This is a genomic window from Lentzea roselyniae, assembly GCF_039537795.1.
In the GTDB taxonomy this organism is placed as follows: Bacteria; Actinomycetota; Actinomycetes; order Mycobacteriales; family Pseudonocardiaceae; genus Lentzea; species Lentzea atacamensis.
The window spans coordinates 128724-148648 of sequence record NZ_BAABBE010000008.1 but is presented as its reverse complement, the minus strand read 5'-3'; the positions used below and the strand labels follow the sequence as shown (position 1 = coordinate 148648).

The window sequence follows — 19925 nt, the reverse complement described above, 5'->3', positions numbered from 1 at the left end:
TTAGCATTGCTACATGCTTGATCTGGGTAGGCTGAAGGCACTGCACGCCGTGGCTGCATACGGCACGGTCGGCGCCGCGGCGGATGTGCTCGGCTACACCCCGTCCGCGGTCTCTCAGCAGATCGCCAAGCTGGAACGCGAGACCCGCACCACGCTGCTGGAACGGCAAGGCCGCGGTGTCCGCCTCACTGATGCCGCGCTCCTGCTCGCCGACACGGCGGGGCAGGTCCTCAAGCTGGTCGAAGAGGCCGAGGTGGCCCTGGAGGAACAACGCGGCACCGCGATCGGCCGCTTGTGCGTCGGTTCGTTCGCCACGGCCGCGCGAGGCCTGCTGCCGGACGTCCTGGTCGGCCTGGGTGAGCAGCACCCGGCGTTGGACGTCCGGCTGACGGAGCTCGACCCACCCGAAGCAACCGAGGCGGTGGCGCGCGGTGAACTCGACCTCGCGATCGTCCACGACTGGCAGAACACGCCGTTGCCGGTACCGGAGTCGTTGTCGCGCATGGCCATCTGCGAGGACATCGCGGATGTGCTCATCCCCGAGGTGAACCCCTTGTCGCAGCGGGAGTTCCTGGAGCCAGCGGACCTGGCCGGTGCGCGGTGGATGTGCCAGCCGGAGGGGTCGATCTGTCACGACTGGCTGGTGCGGACGTTCCACGCGGCGGGGATCGAGCCGGAGCTGGCGTACCGGATCAACGAGTACCGCACGCAGTTCGCGTTGCTGGCCAACGGGATCGGGGTCGCGCTGATCCCGCGGCTGGGCAGGGGAGAGGTGCCGGACAACGTCCGGGCCGTGCCGTTGCGGCCGACCCCGACGCGGCGGTTGTACGCGGTGTGGCGGACTCAGGCGTCGCGGCGGCCGGCGATCACCGCCGCTCTGGACGTGATCAGGCAGGTCGACCTCGCACGCTGAGCGAGGACGCACTAAGGGGCGGCGATCACGTGCTCCTTCTTGGGCACCATCACCTTCAGCACCGCCTTGGCCTCGCGGACCACGCCCTTCATGTTCTTGGCCGAGGTCCTGAAGTAGGGCTCGATCGTCAGCGTCGCGGTGTCCTTGGTCTCGGCGATCGACCAGGTGCCGCGCACGAACCCGTCGACGAGGAACGTCGGCGGGAAGACCCCGTTGCGGACGGCGCCCCACCGCGACCGCGCCTCCTCGTTCATGATCCGGGTCCGATCGGCGTGCCCGAGCAGCACGTTGTCGAACGAGGGCAGCAACCGTGCCGGCGCAGGGGTGTCCTCGGAAACGATCACGCCGTCCGGCACGTCGAGCAGCACCTTGCCCGCCTCGTTGCGGTACTCCACGAGATCCAGGCCTGCCGCGTGCGCCTTCAACCCGGTCAGCCGCGACCACGCCTGCATGTCCGCGAGCGTCGCCGGCCCGAACGCCCGCAGGTACCGCTCGACCAGCTCCGGCACCGCGGCCTCGGCCGGCAGGTCCCGGCCGAGCCAGGTGGCCATCGCGACGTTCTGCGGAACCCCGCCCACGCCCCAGATCCCGCGCGGCGGCACCTGGACCATCGGCACCAGCATCTGCGCCTGCGTTGACAGCTCGCGCGCCTTCGCCTCGGGGAAGTGCTCCGCCAGGAACGCGCCGATCTCCGCGACCGTGCGGGGTTCGGTGTCGACGTATTCGCGGGTGATGCGCGCGAGCTTGTCCAGGTCGATCTCGACTCGGCCGGCCGGTGGCACCGCGACCTTCGCCCACTTGTTCAGCTCCGGCTGCAACGCCGTGCGCATCAGGTGGACGTCGGACGCCGAGATCAGGTGCAAAGTGCCGCGCCACAACGTCATCCGCACCAGCGAGCGGTCGAGGACGAGCTTGCTCAGCGCGTCGAACGAGAACGGCTTGAGCCGCGTCCAGAGTGCGAGGTACGGCGGCACGGGCGCCTGGGCCTGGAGACCGCCGAGGTGCTCGACGGCCTCCACGACGGGCATCGCCGTCCGCTCCAGCAGCATCTGCCGCGCCAGGAGCGTCCGGTTGAGAGTGCGGTTCGAAAGTGTGATCACAGCGACCCGAAGAACTTCCTGATGTCTTGGACCAGCAGGTCCGGCTCCTCCATCGCGGCGAAGTGGCCGCCGCGGTCGAACTCCGTCCAGTGCACGATCGTGGGGATCATCTTCTCCGCCAGTGACCGCACGGGCGCGCTGAGGTCGTGCGGGAACACCGCCACGCCGGTCGGTACCGTCGTCGGCTGCTGCTGACCCCACGACGCGGACTGTTCCTTGTACAGCGCCGCCGACGAGCCCGCCGTGCCGGTGAACCAGTACACGGACACGTTGGTCAGCATTTGGTCGCGGTCCACGGCGTCCTCGGGCATGCCCTCGTTGTCCGTCCAGTCGTGGAACTTCTCCGCGATCCACGCCAGCTGCCCGACAGGCGAGTCCGTCAGCCCGTAGGCGAGCGTGCGCGGCCGGGTGCGCTGGACGTGCATGTAGCCGGAGAGCTCCTTCTGGTAGCGGTCCAGCGACTCCAGCGCCTTGAGCTCTTCCGGCGTGAGGTCGTTGACCCCCTGCGGCCGGAACGTCTGCAGCATGTTCACGTGCACGCCCACGACCTGCTCGGGGAACACCCGGCCGATCTCCTGCGCGATGCCGGAACCCCAGTCGCCGCCCTGCGTGCCGTACCGCTCGTAGCCCAGGCCCTCCATGAGCTTCGCGAACGCCCACGCGATGCGCAGGACGTTCCACCCCGTCTTCCGCACCGGACCCGAGAAGCCGAAGCCGGGAAGCGACGGGATGACCAGGTGGAAGTCCTCCGACAGCGGCCCGATCACGTTCAGGAACTCGACGAACGAGCCCGGCCAGCCGTGGATCAGCAGCAACGGCAAGGCGTCGGGCTTGCGCGACCGCACGTGCAGGAAGTGGACGCGCTGGCCGCTGATCTCGGTCGTGAACTGCGGAAAGGAGTTGATCCGCGTCTCCTGTGCGCGCCAGTCGAACCCGTCCGCCCAGTACTCGGCGAGCGGGCGCAGGTAGGTCAGCGGGATGCCGTAGGACCAGCCGACACCCGGCAGGTCCTCCTCCGGCCACCGCGTGTTGCTCACGCGTGCGCGGAGATCGTCGACCTCGGCCTGCGGGATCTCGATGCGGAACGGCGTGATCTCCATGGCCCCCACGCTATGAGCTCATGCGGACAGGCTCAGTCCGCGATCAGCAGAATTTCTCGATCAGCTCCTCGAAGAACCCGCCCGCCTCGATCGCCGCCTTCTCCTGGTCGCCGTCCCGCACCGCGTGCAGCAGCCCGGTGTGCGACACCTGGTCACGTCCAGGCTGGCTGGTGTCGACAGATGCCGCCACCGAAGCTTTGACCGCCTCGGTCAAGCCCTGGTAGAGCTCGGCCAGAAGCGTGTTGTGCGAGCACTGGACGAGCAGCACGTGGAACGCGGTGTCGTGCTCGATCACCTCGGCCCACCGCTCGGCCTCCATCGCCGCGTCGCGCTTGTGCAGCAGCTCGGTGAGGCGCGCCAGCTCGGCGTCGGTGCGGTGCTTGGCGGCCAGGCGCGCGCCCTCCATCTCCAGGGTGCGCCGGACCTCGAGCACCTCCTTGAGCTCCGTCCCGCACATGCGGCGGACCGCGCCGGAGATCTCGCTGGTCGCGCGGACGAACGTGCCGTCGCCCTGGCGCACCTCCAGCAGGCCGGCGTGCGACAGCGCCCGCACGGCCTCGCGAACCGTGTTCCGACCCACCCCGAGCGCGGTGACCAGCTCGGGCTCGGGCGGGATGCGCTGCCCGACGGGCCATTCGCCGCTGGTGATCGCGCCCCTCATCTGCTCGATCACCTGGTCGACGAGGCCTGCTCGCCGGGTAGTGGCCAACGGCACAGCGTCATCCTTTCATCCGAACATCCTACGTCTGCGATAGTGGTGCCCGTGACGATTCGACAGACGACTGTTGCCGCACAGACTGCCACCGATCGAGGTCGCAGGGTGACGGTCGTCAAGAATCGTCACGTTCCGCTGGTCGGGTCCACGCTGCTCGCGATCGGGGTCGCCCTCGCGGCGGCGAATCTCCGCCCTGCGGTGACCAGTCTGGCCTCGGTGCTCGGTGATGTCCGCGCCGCCCTTGGGGTTTCGGCCGCTTGGACCAGCGCGTTGACGGCCGTTCCGGCGCTTTGCTTCGGCTTCGCGGCGTTCGCGGCCCCCTGGCTGGGTCGCCGCCTCGGCATGGCCCGTGCGATCGGACTGTCCTTGGGGGTGCTCACGCTCGGCCTGGTGCTGCGCGTGATCGACGGTCCGTGGGTCGTGCTGGGCGGCACCTTCATCGCGTGTGCGGGCATCGCGGTGTCCAACGTGCTGATCCCCGTGGTGGTGAAGGCGTCCTTCCCCACCAAGGTCGGTCTGATCACCGGTGTCTACACGGGAACGCTCGCCGCGGGTGCCGCGCTGGCCGCCGCTCTCACGCCGCGGCTGGAGGACATGCTCGGCTCGTGGCGCCTCGCTGTCGGTGCCTGGGCGCTGCTGTCGCTGGGCGCGATCGTCGTGTGGTTCGCCGGCGCCCGCCACGGGGCCGAGTCGACGGTCGTCCGTTCGGTTGCTCCCGCCGGGAAGCGGTCGTTGCTGCGCAGCCCGCTCGCCTGGGTGATCACCGTGTTCTTCGGCCTGCAGTCGCTGTTCGCCTACACCGTCATGGGCTGGCTGCCCGCCATGCTCGTGGACTCCGGGGTGGACCGGAACACCGCAGGCATGCTGCTCGCCGTCTCGATGCTGCTCAGCGTCCCGGTCAGCCTGTTCGTGCCGCCGATCGCCGCGCGCTTCTCCAGCCAGGGGCCGATGGTGCTGGCGCTGGGCGTGCTGTCGTTTGCGGGCATGCTCGGGATGCTGGTGGCGCCGGCTTCTGCACCTGGCCTGTGGGTGGTGCTGATCGGGTTCGGCATGGGGATGTTCCCCTTGGCACTGCTCGTGATGTCGCTGCGCACGAAGTCCACTTCGGACACCGCGCGGCTCTCGGCCATGGCGCAGAGCCTCGGTTACCTGATCGCGGCCACGGGGCCGTTCGCGTTCGGCCTGCTGCGTGACGCCACGGGTTCGTGGACGGTTTCACTCGTGCTGCAGCTCGTGCTGCTCGCCGCGCTGACCGGACTGGGCATGATCGCCGGCCGGCCGCGGTACATCTAGTGGTGTGGCCCGGAACGTTGCCGGGGGAATTCGCGGTCAGACGGGTGCATCGGTGCCGCGAGGTGCCCTGCCGAGCGTGAATCACCTCGCCAACGTTCCGGGACGCGCCACTGGTCAGGAATCGAGAAGCGTCACATCTGCGCTGGTCCTAGCGTTGTCGGCATGGACATCAACATTCACGCCACGTTCCTCCCGCACACCGACCCCGACGCCTCGCTGGCGTTCTACCGCGACCTGCTCGGCTGGGAGGTCCGCGGCGACGTCGGCAAGGGCACGATGCGCTGGATCACGGTCGCCCCGGCCGGATCGAGCTCTTCCGTCGTGCTGGAACCGCCGGCGATGGCCGAGGGCCTCACGGACACGCAGAAGACCGCCATCGCCGAGATGATCGAAGGCGGCTCGTACGGCTACATCCAGCTGTCCACGCCTGACATCGAGGGCGTGTTCGACAAGCTGCAGGCGGGCGGCGGCGACGTCGTGCAGGAGCCGACCGATCAGCCGTGGGGTGCGCGTGACTGCGTGTTCCGCGACCCGGCCGGCAACAACGTCCGCATCATCCAGGTCTAGTTGGAGGCGAAACCGCGGTGCAGCACCGTGAGCTGATCGGCGAGGTAGCGGGCCCATGCCTTCGCCCGGTTCCAGTCCGGTGCCGCACCGTCGAAGCTCACCGGCCCGTTGGCCCCCAGCTTCCGCACCATGCGGGTGACATCGTTCGGTACGGGCGGAATGCCGCGATGGAACAACCACACGGGTGTGTGTCTGAGGGAAACCTTGTGCCGCCGCACGAACCGATGAGCATCGTGTGCGGCGGCGTCGCCCATGATCACGGCACCGAACCCGTGCAGCGTGTCGGCGGCGGCGACGGAGAGCACGGTGACTCTCAGCCCGCAGCCGGCGAGTTCGGTGCCGATGATCTGGGCGATCTCGTCGGTGGCGGCGATCTTCGAGGTGTGCGCGACGAGGACTCTGTCGGTCATCGCTGCATCCTGCTCGGTCAGCGAGACCGGCGGCAGCGGCGGAAGTCCCTGCCGAGCAAGGCCTTTCAGTCCAGCGGCAGGTTGAGCAGAGCGTTCTCGACCAGTTCCGGCATGGCCGGATGGATCCAGTACTGCCCACGTGCCATGGACTTCGCGTCCAGCCCGAAGCTCATCGCCTGGATGAGCGGCTGGATCACCGTCGACGCCTGCGGCCCGATGATGTGCGCACCCAGCAGCTGTCCGGTGGCGGGATCCGCGAGCAGCTTCGCGAAACCGGTCGTGTCCTCCATCGCCCAGCCGTACGCGATGGACGCGTAGGCCTGGCTGGCGGTGACGTACCGGATTCCCTTCGCCTTGGCCTGTTCCTCGGTCAGCCCGACGCTCGCGATCTGCGGGCTCGAGAACACCGCGGCCGGCACGAACCGGTGGTCGCTCTTGATCTGGTCGTCCGGGTTGAGCAGGTTGTGCTGCACCACGCGCGCCTCGTGGTTCGCGACGTGCTTGAGCTGGTGGTCCGAGCTGATGTCGCCCAGCGCCAGGATGTGCTGCTGGCTGGTCCGCTGGAACTCGTCGACCTTGACGCGGCCGTCGTCGTGCAGCTCGACACCGGCCTTGGCCACGTCGAGCAGGTCCGTGTTGGGCTGCCTGCCGATCGCGACGAGAAGCTGGTCCGCCTCAACGGATTCCGCACCGTCCGGGCCCTCCATGTGCAGGCGCACACCGGTTTCGGTCTTCTCCGCGCGGATCGTCTTGCGCTGCAGGCGGACGTCCCACTTCGTCCTCGCGACGTCGGTGAACCGCTGGGCGATCTCCAGGTCCTCGTGCCGCAGCAGCAGGCCGGAGCGCGCGATCATGGTGACCTTCACGCCGAAGCTGCTGAACACGTGCGCGAACTCGGCGGCGATGAACCCGCTGCCCAGGATGACCAGGCTCTCCGGCAGCTCGTCGAGCCGCATGATCGAGTCGCTGGTGTGGAAGCCGGTCGTCTCGATGTCGGCGATCTCGGGGATCGTCGGCCTGCTGCCCGCCGCCACGACGATCCGGTCGGCGGTGATGGTCTCGCCGGTTCCGGTGTCGATCGTGTGCGCGTCGATGAACTTCGCCGTGCCCTCGTAGACCGTGACGTTCGCGTTCTCGTTGGCGCGCCAGTTGCGGCCACCCTCGGCGATCGGGTCGATGCGGCCGAAGATGCGGTCGCGGATCTGCGGCCAGTGGACCGCGTCGAGGTGGGCGTCCACGCCGAGCTTCTTCGCGCCCGCAGGCGCCGCGGCCTGGTCGGCGGTGTGGACGAACATCTTGGTGGGGATGCAGCCCACGTTCAGGCAGGTGCCGCCGAACGTCCCCTTCTCGAGGATGGCGATCTCCCAGTCCGCCATCGCCTCGTTCGGGATGGAGTTGCCGGAGCCGGTACCGATGATGACCAGGTCGAAGTGCCTCACGTGTCGATCCAACCACCTCGGGCGCGGCGGTGTTCCCGGACGAGGTGTTACGCGGGCCTTACGAGCGGCCCGGCGCAGCGGGGCAGGTGCGCCGGACCGGCCCGCTCAGTGCTGGTAGGTCGGCGTGATGATCGCGCGCGCCAGCGTGTGGAACGCCAGGTTGAAGCTGACGACCGCCGGTGAGGCGTCGCCGTCCACGTCGAGCTTGTCGACGTCGACCGCGTGCACCACGAAGTAGTAGCGGTGCGGGTGGTCGCCCTTGGGCGGTGCAGCGCCGCCGAACGCGCGCGTGCCGTAGTCGGAGCGCACGTGGAAGGCGTCACCCGGAAGTGTCGCGTCGGAGGCGCCCGCACCGGTGTCCAATGAGGTGGTGGTGACGGGGAGGTTCACGGCCACCCAGTGCCAGAAGCCGGAGGGGGTGGGAGCGTCGGGGTCGAAGCAGGTGACCACGAAACTGCGCGTCTCGGCGGGGAAGCCGGACCACGAGAGCTGGGGTGAGGTGTTCCCGCCCTCGAAGACCTGGGCGTCGGGGAGCTGTTCGCCGTCGCGCACGTCCGCCGAGGTGACGTCGAAGGTGCCGACCTTCGGGAGCAGCTGGTAGGGGTCGGGAGCGACTGGGCGCTCGAGGCTCATCGGATCTCCTCCTCTTTGTGATCAGTTCGAGCCTATCCCCGTGCAACCTTGCAGACCTGCGCGACGTCTTCCGCGTGGAGGGGGAATTCGATGTCCAGGTTGCGGCTCTTTGCTGCGTTTGTGCTGGTTGCCGGGCTGGTGTCATGTGGGCAGCCGGCCGGTGAGCAACCGGGCGGGCCCGTTCTCACGACGTCCTCGCCGGTGCCCACGACCACGTCCGAGAAGCCGAAGCGGATGTTCGAGCCGCCGTACACCTACGGCACGGTGCAGGCCCACGCGCCCGCGACCGTCGACGGCATGGTGCCCGTGGTCACGCGCATTCCAACCGACAAGCCGTACGTGTTCATCACGATCGACGACGGCGCGGTGCAGCACCCGAAGGCGCGCGAGCTGATGATCAACGCGGGCGTGTGGCCGTCGCTGTTCCTCAACACGAAGTACGCCGAGGGGCACAAGGACTACTTCAAGGAACTGCCGGCCACGATCCACAGCCACACGTCCACTCACCCGAACATGCAGGGCAAGCCGTTCGAGTTCCAGAAGCACGAGATCTGCGGCAACGCCGACTTCATCGCCGCCGACTACGGCAGGCGCCCGACGCTGTTCCGGCCGCCGTTCGGCAACTACGACGAGAACACCCGCAAGGCCGCCGCGAGCTGCGGGTTCAAGGCGCTGGTCAACTGGACGGCCGCGGTCAACGACGGGCGCGTGCAGTTCCAGCAGGGCGACAAGCTCAAGCTGGGCGACATCGTGCTGATGCACTTCCGCACGACTTTCGTCGAGGATTTCACCGCGTTCCTGAACCGTGCCAAGCAAGATGGACTGACTCCAGTGCCACTGGAGGACTTTCTGGGGTAGCAGGACCGTGAAGTGGGGGATCTTCATGAAGCGAATCGCAGCAGCGCTCATCGCCGCGGGGATGGCGTTGAGCGTCGTTCCGGCGGCATCAGCGGCCGACCACGCACAGCTGACCAACGTCCGGACGGAGCGCCAGCCGACGTTCGACCGCGTGGTGTTCGACCTGACGGGCGGCAAGCCGCAGGACAGCGTCCAGCCCATCGCCGAGCCGGTGAGCTGCGGCTCCGGCAAGCCGATCGCGGCGAAGGGCGTGGAGTTCCTGGAGGTGCGGCTGCAGCCGGCCGACGGGCACTCCTACACGGGGCCGCGCAACATCACGACGGGACTGGGGACCGCGCAGAGCGTCGTGTTCACGTGCGACTTCGAGGCGGACCTGTCGATCGCGATCGGTGTGGGGCACCGGAACGCGACCTACGAGGCCTACTTCCTGGACAACCCCCTCCGGTACGTGGTCGACATCAAGCACTGACGCAACTGTGTTCCGAGTCACGTCCAATTGAGTGTCAAGGAGCCCTGAGAGGGCGCACGAAGATGAACAGACGTCTGGTCGCGGTGTTGGTGGCAGTGCTGACGGTCTTCACGTTCGTCCCGCTGGCGTCGGCGCAGAGCACGCCCACGCTGTCGAACATCAGGACCGGCCAGCACCCCGGCTTCAGCCGGGTGGTGCTGGACCTGTCCGGCCTGCCGACGGAACACCGGGTCCGCGAGGTCACCAGTGTCGCGAACTGCGGTTCCGGCAACCCGGTCGACATGCCGGGCAGCACGGAGATCCTCGCGGTCACCCTCATCGGCGCCGCCGCGCACGACGACAACGGCAACCCGACCTACACCGGGTCGCGGAACTTCGCGACGCCCAACCTCAACCCCGTCAACAGGGTCGCGCTCACGTGCGACTTCGAGGCCACGCTGGGCATCGCCGTCGGCTACACCAATGCCAACGCCTGGCACCGGGTCTTCACGCTGACGAACCCGAACAGGCTCGTCATCGACGTCGGCCTGTAAGCGGAAAAGCCTCGTGGGGCAGTAGTCGCCGCTACTGCCCCACGAGGGGTTCCAGCTGGAAACCGTTACGCCGCAACGGTGGCAACGACCTCCTTCGAGAGCGCGTGCTCCAGCACCTCGGCCACGTCCGAGACGAAGTGCACGGTCAGCTGCTCCCGCACCGACTCCGGCACGTCCTCCAGGTCCGGCTCGTTGCGCTGGGGCAGCAGCACCGTCGTGATGCCCGCGCGGTGGGCGGCGAGCAGCTTCTGCTTGACGCCACCGATCGGCAGCACCCGGCCGGTCAGCGAGATCTCACCCGTCATCGCCACGTCCGAGCGCACCGGGCGGCCCGACAGCAGCGACGCCAGCGCCGTCGTCATCGTGACGCCGGCCGACGGACCGTCCTTCGGCACCGCGCCCGCCGGCACGTGGATGTGCACTCCACGGCCTTCCAGGGCCGCCGCCTTGTCGTCGTGCGAACGCAGGTACGACAACGCGATCTGCGCGGACTCCTTCATCACGTCGCCCAGCTGGCCGGTCAGCGTGACGCCGGACGCGCCGGTGTCCTTGGGGGCCAGCGAGGCTTCGATGAACAGCACGTCGCCACCGACACCCGTGACGGCCAGACCCGTTGCCACACCGGGAACCGAGGTGCGCTCGGCCGGCTCCGGCGTGTTCTTCGGGCTGCCGAGGTACGACTTCAGCGACGGCTGGTCGACCGTGACGGGCAGCTCCGAGTCACCCAGCGCGACCTTCGCGGTGACCTTGCGCAGGATCCGCGCGAGGGCCCGTTCCAGTTGCCGCACACCGGCTTCCCGCGTGTACTCGCTCGCCAGCTGGTGCAGCGCGGGCTTGTCGAACGTGACGTCCTCGGGTTCGAGGCCGGCGCGTTCGATCTGCCGCGGCAGCAGGTGCTCGCTGGCGATCGTGACCTTCTCGTCCTCGGTGTAGCCGTCGAGCTGCACCAGTTCCATGCGGTCGAGCAACGGCGCCGGGATCGACTCCAGCACGTTCGCGGTCGCGAGGAACACCACGTCCGAGAGGTCGAGCTCGACCTCCAGGTAGTGGTCGCGGAACGTGTGGTTCTGCGCCGGGTCCAGCACCTCGAGCAACGCCGCCGTGGGGTCGCCGCGGTAGTCGGAGCCGACCTTGTCGATCTCGTCGAGCAGCACGACCGGGTTCATCGAACCGGCCTCGCTGATCGCACGGACGATCCGGCCCGGCAGCGCGCCGACGTACGTGCGGCGGTGACCGCGGATCTCGGCCTCGTCACGCACGCCACCGAGCGCCACGCGGACGAACTTGCGGCCCATCGCCCGTGCCACGGACTCGCCGAGCGACGTCTTGCCGACGCCGGGAGGGCCGACGAGAGCCAGCACGGCGCCGGAACGACGTCCGCCGACGACGCCCATGCCGCGGTCGGCACGACGCTTGCGCACGGCCAGGTACTCGGTGATGCGCTGCTTCACGTCGTCCAGACCGGAGTGGTCCGCGTCGAGCACCTCACGCGCGGCCTTGATGTCGTAGGAGTCCTCGGTCCGCTCGTTCCACGGCATCTCGAGAACGGTGTCGAGCCACGTCCGGATCCAGCCCACCTCGGGCGACTGCTCGGAGGTGCGCTCCAGCTTGTCGACCTCGGCCAGCGCGGCCTTCTCGACCTTCTCCGGCAGGCTCGCGGCCTCGACGCGCGCCCGGTAGTCCTCCTGCTCGGAGGCCGGCTTGCCGTCGAGCTCGGCCAGCTCCTTGCGGATCGCGGCCATCTGCTGGCGCAGCAGGAACTCCCGCTGCTGCTTCTCGACGCCTTCCTTGACGTCCTTGGCGATCGTCTCGTTGACGTCGAGTTCGGTCAGGTGCGCCTGACCCCACTCGACGAGCTTCTCCAGCCGGGTGGTGACGTCGCTCGTCTCCAGCAGCCAGATCTTCTGCTTCTCGTCGAGGTAGGAGGCGTAACCGGCGAGGTCGGCCAGCGCCGACGGGTCGCTGATCTGCTGCACCGAGTCGACCATCTGCCAGGCGCCACGCGTCTGCAGGATGTTCGTCACGAGCGCGCGGTACTGCTTCGCGAGCTCCCGCGTCCGGTCGGTGATCGGGGACTCGTCCGCGATCGTCGAGTTCACCCACAGCGCCGCGCCCGGCCCCGTCGTGCCCGTGCCGATGCGCACGCGCTTGGTGCCGCGCACGACGGCGGCGCGCTCGCCGCCGGGCAGGCGTCCCACCTGCTCGATCTCGGCCAGTGTGCCGACCGAGGCGTACTTCCCGTCCAGACGCGGGACCAGGAGCACTTGATGATTTGCCGCGGTCGTGGCCGCGTCGACGGCCGCGCGGGCCTCGGCGCTGGCGTCCGCACCGGAGATGCGGATCGGCACCACCATGCCGGGGAGCACCACAACGTCGTCGAGCGGCAGCACCGGCAGGGCCAACGTCTCGCCCATCACATCACCCTCCAAAGTTGAGTCTGTACCGCTCAACCAACTGGAGCGTGGTGGTGTTCCCTTCAGGTGTTCGCTGTCAGCGAGCAGCCAGGACACGATCCGTGCACACTCGGCTGGCGGTGGACACCCGTGTGCACACGAGCGAGGATGCGCCCGTGATGGAAGAGCTGAAGTGGGTCCCGGCCACGGTCGACGTCACACGTCCGAGCGTGGCGCGGATGTACGACTACTACCTGGGCGGCTCGCACAACTTCGAAGCCGACCGTGCTGCCGCCAAGCAGGTGGAGCAGATCTTCCCGGGCGTCGCGCAGAGCGCGCAGGCGAACCGCTCGTTCCTGCGCAGGGTCGTCCGCCACCTCGTCGCCGAGGGAATCGACCAGTTCCTCGACCTGGGCTCCGGCATCCCCACCGTGGGCAACGTCCACGAGATCGCCCAGCAGGACAACCCGTCGGCCCGCGTCGTGTACGTCGACGTCGAGCCGGTCGCCGTCTCGCACAGCAACGCCCTGCTGGCCGACAACGACCACGCCACCGCGCTCCTCGCCGACCTGCGCGCGACGTCCACGGTGCTGGCCGGAGCCCGCGAGCACCTCGACTTCTCGCGCCCGGTCGGCGTGCTGATCATCGCGGCACTGCACTTCGTTCCGGACGAGGACGATCCGTACGGCAAGGTCGCCGAGTACATGGCCGCGCTGCCGTCCGGCTCGTACCTGGCGATCACGCACGCCACCTGGGACACCCTGAGCGATGAGGAGAGGGCGGAGGCCCGCGAGATCGCCAAGATCTACAGCAGCTCCGACAACAAGCTCGCCATCCGCACGCACGCCGAGGTGAGCAGGTTCTTCGACGGGCTCGAACTGCTGGAACCGGGCGTCGTGCCGGTGAACGACTGGCGCCCGGACTCCTTCGAGGACCACACGGCCATCTACGGCGCTGTCGCCCGCAAGCCCTGAAGCAGGCGGTCCCGCATCTTGTTCGTCTCGCGGTCGGTGAGGGTGCGTTCCGGCGCCCTCATCGTCACGCGGATGAGCACGTTCTTCTGGCCAGGCCTGGCTTCCAGCCGTCGCTGGACGTGTTCCGGCAGGTCTTCCGTCCGCGTCTCGCCGAGGATCGTGATCTCCTCGATGACGTCCTCCGGTACCAGCGCGCGGATCCGGTCGCCGAGCGTCTCGATGTCCTCGCTCTCGTGCGCCATGATCGAGATGTCCCTGATCGCGGCCGGATGCCGTGAGATCGGGCGGTACTCGGCCAGGTCCAGCATCTGCGACGCGATGCGCGGGTCACCGTTGCGCAGCAGGCGGATGTCCGGGATTCCCTTGCGCAGCATGAGGATCCGGTCCAGCCCGAGACCCATCGCCAGGCCGTGCGGGTGGTGTTTCAGGACGTGACGCGCGGCCAGCCCGCACTCGCCGACCTCGACCCACTGGCCGTCGTGCCACACGTCGATCTGCTTGCCGTGCGTGGTGTACGGGTGTTGGGCGTCGATCGTGCGATATCGCTTGCCGGGCAACAACGTTGTGACGACCGTGTCGATGAGGTCTTCCAACCGTTCCTCGTTGTGCGAGATCCGCCAGACGTCGAGCTGATGCGGTGTGCCGGTGTGCAGGCGGTCGACCGTGTCGCGGCGGTAGACGAGGCCCGGACAGAGCAGCGTGACGTCCGGAACGGCGGTGCGCAGTGCCGGCGGGATCATCGCCGTGGTGTGGCTGCGCAGCATGCACGTTTCGCTGACGTACCTGGTGTAGCGGGCGTCCCTGGTGACCGCGTCGGCGGGATAACCGAGGTGCTCGTAGTTGTGCTCCACCGGAACGAGCGGGTGGTGGCGGACTTCCTCGGGGTTGTCCAGCGCGGTCTTGAGATCGGCGATCAGCAGCTGCATCGCGTGCGGGCCCTGCGCGGGGTCGGTGAGGTCGCGGACGTTCAGGGCGTGCACGAGTTCATCGGTGCGGTACATGGGTTTCCCGTTCTGCGTGGTCGGATGGGTTGCGGAGTCCCCCGACCAACGGGAAGGTTCTAGGCGCGCGCCACCGCCGCGGGTCGGGGGTGGCTGAATCGCGTCATGAACTCAGGCTAACCCGCCTACTCGGGCGGTGTCAGCCGCAAATCCGGATCCACGGGCGGTACGCCGTCGAACGGTCCGTCGTCCTTCAGCCTGCCGACGTCGTCCAGGGCGAGCTCGATCTCCGCCCGGTACGGGTCACCGCCGGCCGGGGGAGTGCGGAACCACTCGTGCAGCGCCTCCGGGATCTGGAACCGCGCGAGCAGCTCGGAGTACATCGCCTCGCGGTCCTCGGCCTGCGCGCCGAGCTCCTGGTACTCGCGCAGGGCCAGGCGCAGCCGGATCCAGCGGTAGCGGTCGGTGTTGTGCTGCTGCTCGAACCGTTCGCGCAGCAGGTCACCGGCACGCTGGCCGCGCAGCGCCAGCTTCTTGATCGTGGCCGGCGGCATGAACAGGTTCGTGCCGCCCTCGTCGTCGGCCTGCCGCACGTGCGCGATCCGACCGCGGTAGCCGGGCAGCCCGGACTGCATGGTGTCCCGCCAGTCCAGGAACGTGTCCAGGATGGACAGCAGGAAGCGCGGCATTGACGTCAACGACGCGTAGCGCGTGCCCTTGGTCGACGCGTCCTGCTCCGGCAGCCACACCTCGGCCGTGTCGCCGTTCGGGTAGGACTGCAGGCTAAGGCCGAACGTGGGCCAGCGCGGCAGCAGCGAGTCGAAGAAGTGGATGGGGAAGTTGCTGGTAATGCCGCCGTCGGAGAACCAGTGCACGCGCCCGTCCCGGCACAGCGGCACGGCGGCGATCAGGCCGGGGAACGACAGGCTCATCCGCACGGCCAGCACGACCGGCAGCTGGTCCCGTGCGGGCAGCGACCGCAACGGCATGCGCTCGTGCAGCGGGCAGTTCGAGTCCGCCTCGGCGCCGTTCATCTGCTCGACGACCCGGCGCGGCAGCACGTACCCGAGACACTCCTCGCAGTACTGCCAGCTTTCCTTGAACGGCAACCGGTACGGCCGCCCCTGAGACAGATCGGTCGTCATCAGGACGAGGTTGATGTCGCCGAGATCGCCGAACGTCAACGCGTGCGAGGTGCCGGCCAGCGCGTCGAGCTGGTCGGCGATCCAGTCGGCGAGCGGCGGAACCCCCGTCGACTTCGGCACACCCGCCAGCCGGTCGAGCCAGGACGGCGTGAAGTCACCGGTGCCGGGTACGAGTCCGAAGTGGATGGACCGCGCGTTGTTCTTCAGGTACCGCTGCATGGCATACCCGTAGGTGACCGTCAGCGCGCTGACCGCCGCCAGCGTCAGCACCAGCCACACCAGCAGCACGACCGCCGCCGTCGCGTAGTGCCGGGAGAACGCCAGCCCGAGCACGAGCGGCACCGCGACGAACACCCACCCGATCCACGGCAGACTGCCCCGCAACGGCCACAGCGCGAACACGATGCACGCCAACGCGAGCAGCACGACCAGCGTCGCGAGCCACGACGGATAAGCCTTGGGCGCGAGCCACGCCGACCACAGCACCGGCCCGCCCAGCCACAGCAACGCCATCAGCGCCAGCACGGTCTTCGCGCGCATCCCCACGGCACCCAGCAACGCGAAGAACAGGCACGAGATCGCACTGCGCCCCGTCGTCTCGCGCTTCTGCATCGTCGCCACGACGATCCGGTACAGCGCCCGCGTTTTGTCGGTGGGCTGGAACAACTGCGCCAGCCGCCACCGGTCCGCACCCGAGCCGGACGTGAACCAGTCGATCAGCGCCGCCAGCTTCTCGAAGCCACCGGACGCACGACCTCGTTCGGCGGCAGCGGTGAAACCCGCGGCGATCGCGCCCGCGGACGCGCCACCGATCTGCTTGAACTCGTAGTGGCGCGCCAGTGACGCGACAGCCAGTGGATACACGACGCCGCTGGTCGTGCCGCCGCGCATGGTCAGGTCGCAGTAGCGGTCGTACTCCATGTGCCGATGATCGCGCGATCAGCGGCGTCCGTCGCGAAAGTTCACTCGGACGCCATCGAATCGATCTCCGACCTTGAGCCGCTTGGGAGCCGCCACCAGGTAGCTCTCCACGAGCAGCTCTTCGACCTCTTCCCAGTCGGTGTCGTCGTCGAGCACCAGCCCGACGACGTTCGCCGCCCACCGAGGACTGAAGAACGGGTGCGGCGCGTTGCTCAACGCCGCCAGTTCCGGGCCCGCCGCCCGGAACGTCAGCACGCTGCCGTCCGACTTGCCGGAGGCCTCCGCGTAGGACGGTGGCCTACCGGCCTCTACCTCCAGCACGTGCGCGAACGCCCGCTGGCCGACCCGCCAGCGGGTGCCCCGCCAGGCCCTCTCCTCGACCACCTCGGGCAGGGCCCCGCACACCACCCGCAGACGCTCCACGATCTCGTCCGGGACCTCCGCGTAGCCGGTCACGGCGCCGAGGCTAACCGGTCGGAAGTCGTTCCGCGGCAAGCCACCACGAGATCACGTCCTGGGCCACCTCGGCCACGGGCTGGTCGGCGGCGACCACGAAGTCCTCGACCCAGGCCGATGCGAAGAGCTTCTCCAGCTCCGCGGCGCGGTTCACGTGCCACCCCAGATCGGAGTCGTGCTGGTGCCGCGAGACGAGTCGCTTCCGGATCACCGTCAGGTCCGCCTTCAACCGGCACACGGTGAGCTTCGCCCCGATCGCCTCGGCGTACCGCGCGCGATCGGCTCTGCTCTCCAGCACTCCCGCCAGCACCAGGCGTTGTACGCCCGCGTCCACGTAGTTGCGTGCCACCGCGCTCAGGTTCCGCAGCTCCAGTTCGAGGTGGAACGGGTCGTCCGCCGGGCTGGGCCGGCAGTGCCTCAGCCAGTCGAGGTCGATGACGGCGTGCGGGACCCCGGCCTGGACGAGCCTGGCGCCGACGGCCTCGGCCACCGTCGTCTTGCCGACCCCGACCGGCCCGGTGATGAGCAGGGCCTTCACTCCGCGGCTTCCGCGAGATCGGCCGGCGTCCCCGACATGATCACGCGGACGTGCTCGGTGACCTTCTCCACCGGCCAGTCCCACCACGCGATGCGTTCCAGCAGCTCGATTTCCTCGTCGCTGTACCGCTTCTTCAGCAGCTTGGCCGGGTTGCCGCCGACCACGCCGTACGCCGGCACGTCCGACACCACCACCGACCCCGACGCGATGATCGCCCCGTTCCCGATGCGCACGCCCGGCATGATCAACGCCTGGTAGCCGATCCAGACGTCGTTGCCCACCACCGTGTCCCCGCGAGAAGGCGCCCCCAGCGCGATGTCGAGCGTCTTCTCGCCCCACAGCCCGCCGAAGATCGTGAACGGGAACGTCGACACGCCGTCGGTCCGGTGGTTGCCGCCGGACATGATGAACCGGACGCCCTCGGCCAGCGCGCAGTAGCGGCCGATCACCAGCTTCTCCGTGCCGAAGTTGTAGAGCACGTTGCGCCGCTCGAACTCCTCGGCGTGAAAAGGGTCGTCGTAGTAGGTGTACTCGCCGATCTCAATCTGCGGGTTCTTCACCAACGGCTTGAGCAGCACCGTGCGGGCGATGTCGGGCAACGGGTAGAGGTTGTCGGGCGAGGGAATGGTCACGGCGCTCCGATCGGCTCTTCACTGAACTGCGTGCGGTACAACTTGGCGTAGTGGCCTTCGAGGGCCAGCAACTCCTCGTGCGTACCACGTTCGACGATCTGCCCGCGATCCACGACGAGAATCTGGTTCGCCGCCCGGATCGTCGACAGCCGGTGCGCGATCACCAGCGACGTCCGGCCGGCCAGCGCCTCGACCAGCGCCTCCTGCACCGCCGCCTCCGATCGCGAGTCCAGGTGCGCGGTGGCCTCGTCGAGGATCACCACGCGCGGCTTGGCCAGCAGCAGCCGGGCGATCGTGAGTCGTTGCCGCTCACCACCGGACAGACGGTAGCCGCGTTCGCCCACCACCGTGTCCAACTGGTCCGGCAGCGACGACACCAGGTCCGCCAGCCGCGCCCGCCGCAGCGCGTCCCACAGCTCCTCGTCCGTGGCCGCGGGAGCCGCCAGCCGCAGGTTCGCCCCGATCGACTCGTGGAACAGGTGCCCGTCCTGCGTCACCATGCCCACGGTCTCGCGGATCGAGTCGAACGACAGATCGCGAACGTCCACACCGGACAGTCGCACCGACCCGGAGTCCGCGTCGTACAGGCGGGGCACCAGCGACGCGATCGTCGACTTGCCCGCACCCGACGCGCCCACGAGCGCGATCAGCGAACCGGGCTCGGCGACGAACGAGACCCCGCCGAGGATCTCCTCGCCACCGCGGGTGTCGAGCGCAGCGACCTCTTCCAGCGAGGCCAGCGAGACCTTGTCCGCGGACGGGTAGGCGAACTTCACGTCCGAGAACTCCACCGACACCGGCCCGTCGGGCACCGCGACGGCGTCCGGCTTCTCCTTGATCAACGGAGGCAGGTCCAGCACCTCGAAGACCCGCTCGAACGACACCAGCGCGGTCATCACGTCCACCCGTGCACCGGCCAACGCCGTCAACGGCCCGTACAACCGCGTCAGCAGCAGCGCCAGCGTCACGATCGTGCCCGGCGCCATCTGGCCGGCGATCGCGAAGTACCCGCCCAGCCCGTAGACCAGTGCCAGCGCCAGCGACGAGACGAGCGTCAACGCCACGAGGAACAGCCACTGCGCCACCGCGGTCCGCACGCCGATGTCGCGCACCCGCCGCGCCCGCGCCCCGAACTCGGCGCTCTCCAGCGACGGCCGGCCGAACAGTTTGATCAAGGTCGCACCCGGCGCGGAGAACCGCTCGGTCATCTGCGTGGTCATCGCCGAGTCGAGGTTCGCCGCCTCGCGGTGCATCGACGCGAGCCGCTTGCCCATCCGCCGCGCCGGGATCAGGAAGATCGGCAGCAGCAGCATCGCGAGCACCGTGACCTGCCACGACAGCGTGAGCATCACGGCCAGGGTCAGCACCAGCGCGATGACGTTCGTGACGACACCGGAGATCGTCTCGGAGAACGCCCGCTGCGCCGCGATCACGTCGTTGTTCAGCCGCGAGACCAGCGCGCCGGTCCTCGTGCGGGTGAAGAACGCGATCGGCATCCGTTGCACGTGGTCGAAGACGGCCTGGCGCAGCCGCAGGATCAGGTCCTCGCCGACCCGTGCCGACTGCCACCGCTCGGCCAGCGAGAACCCGGCCTCCAGCACCGCCACGCCGGCGATCGCCAGCGCGAGCCACACGACCAGCCCGAGATCACGGCCACCGACGATCTGGTCGACCACGCGTCCTGCCAGCACCGGTGAGGCCACCGCGAGCACCGCCGCGACCGAGCTGATCGCCAGCAGCACGTACACGGAACGCCGCTGCGGCCGGGCGAACCGGGCGACGCGCTTCAACGTCGCCCGGCTGACGCGACGATTTTTCTCGTCCTGCATCGCGCTTTCGAGCGCGTACCAGGCGTTGAAGTCGATGTTCATGACGACCAGTCTCGAACTTCGACC

General features: G+C 68.8%; 20 protein-coding genes. 7 read left to right on the top strand and 13 right to left on the bottom strand.

Annotation, left to right across the window (positions count from 1 at the left end; translation table 11 throughout):
• The first annotated feature begins 13 nt into the window (after nt 1-13).
• A complete protein-coding gene (locus ABFX45_RS16535; protein ID WP_109633949.1) occupies nt 14-913 on the top strand; it encodes a LysR family transcriptional regulator in 900 nt (299 codons plus the stop codon).
• Between the two features lie 11 nt (nt 914-924).
• Here the strand turns inward: ABFX45_RS16535 and ABFX45_RS16530 are convergent, their stop codons facing one another.
• From ABFX45_RS16530 to ABFX45_RS16520, 3 genes are read right to left on the bottom strand one after another with little or no spacing between them, the layout of a single operon-like run.
• A complete protein-coding gene (locus tag ABFX45_RS16530) occupies nt 925-2013 on the bottom strand; it encodes a winged helix DNA-binding domain-containing protein (protein ID WP_346130833.1) in 1089 nt (362 codons plus the stop codon).
• Entirely contained in the window at nt 2010-3113 is a 1104-nt protein-coding gene (locus tag ABFX45_RS16525; protein ID WP_346130831.1) for an epoxide hydrolase family protein, read from the bottom strand. The genes ABFX45_RS16530 and ABFX45_RS16525 overlap by 4 nt, the downstream gene beginning before the upstream one ends.
• Before the next feature lie 43 nt (nt 3114-3156).
• Complete coding sequence (locus tag ABFX45_RS16520) at nt 3157-3828, bottom strand: FadR/GntR family transcriptional regulator (RefSeq protein WP_109635182.1); 672 nt, start codon at nt 3826-3828, stop codon at nt 3157-3159.
• Nucleotides 3829-3933: 105 nt separating this feature from the next.
• Here ABFX45_RS16520 and ABFX45_RS16515 point away from each other — a divergent pair, with 105 nt between their 5' ends.
• Nucleotides 3934-5121: an MFS transporter gene (locus ABFX45_RS16515; protein WP_233439312.1), complete on the top strand. Its 1188-nt coding sequence runs from the start codon at nt 3934-3936 to the stop codon at nt 5119-5121.
• Nucleotides 5122-5283: 162 nt separating this feature from the next.
• On the top strand, nt 5284-5688 hold the full coding sequence (locus ABFX45_RS16510; protein ID WP_346130828.1) for a VOC family protein: 405 nt from the start codon (nt 5284-5286) through the stop codon (nt 5686-5688).
• Here ABFX45_RS16510 and ABFX45_RS16505 read toward each other — a convergent pair.
• The 3 genes from ABFX45_RS16505 to ABFX45_RS16495 form a co-directional block, all read right to left on the bottom strand.
• Nucleotides 5685-6098, bottom strand: coding sequence for a hypothetical protein (locus tag ABFX45_RS16505; protein WP_346130826.1), 414 nt, complete (start codon nt 6096-6098; stop codon nt 5685-5687). The two genes, ABFX45_RS16510 and ABFX45_RS16505, sit on opposite strands and share 4 nt — an antisense overlap.
• 65 nt (nt 6099-6163) lie before the next feature.
• Complete coding sequence (locus tag ABFX45_RS16500) at nt 6164-7537, bottom strand: mycothione reductase (RefSeq protein ID WP_346130824.1); 1374 nt, start codon at nt 7535-7537, stop codon at nt 6164-6166.
• A gap of 105 nt (nt 7538-7642) precedes the next feature.
• Nucleotides 7643-8170, bottom strand: a complete 528-nt coding sequence (locus ABFX45_RS16495) for a YbhB/YbcL family Raf kinase inhibitor-like protein (protein WP_112229886.1) — start codon at nt 8168-8170, stop codon at nt 7643-7645.
• 201 nt (nt 8171-8371) lie between these two features.
• On the opposite strand from ABFX45_RS16495, the gene ABFX45_RS16490 reads away from it, so the two are divergent.
• From ABFX45_RS16490 to ABFX45_RS16480, 3 genes are all read left to right on the top strand, one after another.
• Nucleotides 8372-9028 (top strand): polysaccharide deacetylase family protein, encoded by a 657-nt coding sequence (locus tag ABFX45_RS16490; protein ID WP_428834155.1) that lies wholly within the window; start codon nt 8372-8374, stop codon nt 9026-9028.
• A gap of 25 nt (nt 9029-9053) precedes the next feature.
• On the top strand, nt 9054-9497 hold the full coding sequence (locus ABFX45_RS16485; protein ID WP_346130821.1) for an AMIN-like domain-containing (lipo)protein: 444 nt from the start codon (nt 9054-9056) through the stop codon (nt 9495-9497).
• 62 nt (nt 9498-9559) lie between these two features.
• Nucleotides 9560-10030 (top strand): AMIN-like domain-containing (lipo)protein, encoded by a 471-nt coding sequence (locus ABFX45_RS16480; RefSeq protein ID WP_112229882.1) that lies wholly within the window; start codon nt 9560-9562, stop codon nt 10028-10030.
• A gap of 65 nt (nt 10031-10095) precedes the next feature.
• Here ABFX45_RS16480 and lon read toward each other — a convergent pair whose 3' ends face one another.
• Complete coding sequence (gene lon, locus ABFX45_RS16475; RefSeq protein WP_346130819.1) at nt 10096-12444, bottom strand: endopeptidase La; 2349 nt, start codon at nt 12442-12444, stop codon at nt 10096-10098.
• A gap of 101 nt (nt 12445-12545) precedes the next feature.
• Between lon and ABFX45_RS16470 the strand changes: the two genes are divergently transcribed.
• Nucleotides 12546-13397 (top strand): SAM-dependent methyltransferase, encoded by an 852-nt coding sequence (locus ABFX45_RS16470; protein WP_325049741.1) that lies wholly within the window; start codon nt 12546-12548, stop codon nt 13395-13397.
• On the opposite strand, the gene srmL is transcribed toward ABFX45_RS16470, so the two are convergent.
• From srmL to ABFX45_RS16440, 6 genes are all read right to left on the bottom strand, one after another.
• Complete coding sequence (gene srmL, locus ABFX45_RS16465; protein ID WP_346130816.1) at nt 13370-14398, bottom strand: PheS-related mystery ligase SrmL; 1029 nt, start codon at nt 14396-14398, stop codon at nt 13370-13372. The two genes, ABFX45_RS16470 and srmL, sit on opposite strands and share 28 nt — an antisense overlap.
• A 125-nt stretch (nt 14399-14523) precedes the next feature.
• The gene (locus ABFX45_RS16460) at nt 14524-16404 is read right to left on the bottom strand and encodes a patatin-like phospholipase domain-containing protein (RefSeq protein WP_346130814.1); all 1881 of its coding nucleotides are present in this window, start codon (nt 16402-16404) and stop codon (nt 14524-14526) included.
• Between the two features lie 18 nt (nt 16405-16422).
• Nucleotides 16423-16860, bottom strand: a complete 438-nt coding sequence (locus tag ABFX45_RS16455) for an MmcQ/YjbR family DNA-binding protein (protein ID WP_346130812.1) — start codon at nt 16858-16860, stop codon at nt 16423-16425.
• Nucleotides 16861-16870: 10 nt separating this feature from the next.
• Nucleotides 16871-17398 carry an AAA family ATPase gene (locus tag ABFX45_RS16450; protein WP_346130810.1) on the bottom strand — a complete coding sequence of 176 codons (528 nt, stop codon included), beginning with the start codon at nt 17396-17398 and terminating at the stop codon, nt 16871-16873.
• Nucleotides 17395-18030, bottom strand: coding sequence for a CatB-related O-acetyltransferase (locus tag ABFX45_RS16445; protein WP_346130807.1), 636 nt, complete (start codon nt 18028-18030; stop codon nt 17395-17397). Before ABFX45_RS16445 ends, ABFX45_RS16450 begins: the two co-directional genes overlap by 4 nt.
• Nucleotides 18027-19901 (bottom strand): ABC transporter ATP-binding protein, encoded by a 1875-nt coding sequence (locus ABFX45_RS16440; protein ID WP_346130805.1) that lies wholly within the window; start codon nt 19899-19901, stop codon nt 18027-18029. The genes ABFX45_RS16445 and ABFX45_RS16440 overlap by 4 nt, the downstream gene beginning before the upstream one ends.
• Nucleotides 19902-19925 lie beyond the last annotated feature (24 nt).

What these genes read in the sequence shown, in the direction of transcription:
- ABFX45_RS16485 (WP_346130821.1), top strand. Translation starts at nt 9,054, where the DNA reads ATGAAGCGAATCGCAGCAGCGCTCATCGCCGCGGGGATGGCGTTGAGC.
- ABFX45_RS16505 (WP_346130826.1), bottom strand. Translation starts at nt 6,098, where the DNA reads ATGACCGACAGAGTCCTCGTCGCGCACACCTCGAAGATCGCCGCCACC.
- ABFX45_RS16535 (WP_109633949.1), top strand. Translation starts at nt 14, where the DNA reads ATGCTTGATCTGGGTAGGCTGAAGGCACTGCACGCCGTGGCTGCATAC.
- srmL (WP_346130816.1), bottom strand. Translation starts at nt 14,398, where the DNA reads ATGTACCGCACCGATGAACTCGTGCACGCCCTGAACGTCCGCGACCTC.
- ABFX45_RS16525 (WP_346130831.1), bottom strand. Translation starts at nt 3,113, where the DNA reads ATGGAGATCACGCCGTTCCGCATCGAGATCCCGCAGGCCGAGGTCGAC.
- ABFX45_RS16510 (WP_346130828.1), top strand. Translation starts at nt 5,284, where the DNA reads ATGGACATCAACATTCACGCCACGTTCCTCCCGCACACCGACCCCGAC.
- ABFX45_RS16460 (WP_346130814.1), bottom strand. Translation starts at nt 16,404, where the DNA reads ATGGAGTACGACCGCTACTGCGACCTGACCATGCGCGGCGGCACGACC.
- ABFX45_RS16495 (WP_112229886.1), bottom strand. Translation starts at nt 8,170, where the DNA reads ATGAGCCTCGAGCGCCCAGTCGCTCCCGACCCCTACCAGCTGCTCCCG.
- lon (WP_346130819.1), bottom strand. Translation starts at nt 12,444, where the DNA reads ATGGGCGAGACGTTGGCCCTGCCGGTGCTGCCGCTCGACGACGTTGTG.
- ABFX45_RS16480 (WP_112229882.1), top strand. Translation starts at nt 9,560, where the DNA reads ATGAACAGACGTCTGGTCGCGGTGTTGGTGGCAGTGCTGACGGTCTTC.
- ABFX45_RS16440 (WP_346130805.1), bottom strand. Translation starts at nt 19,901, where the DNA reads ATGAACATCGACTTCAACGCCTGGTACGCGCTCGAAAGCGCGATGCAG.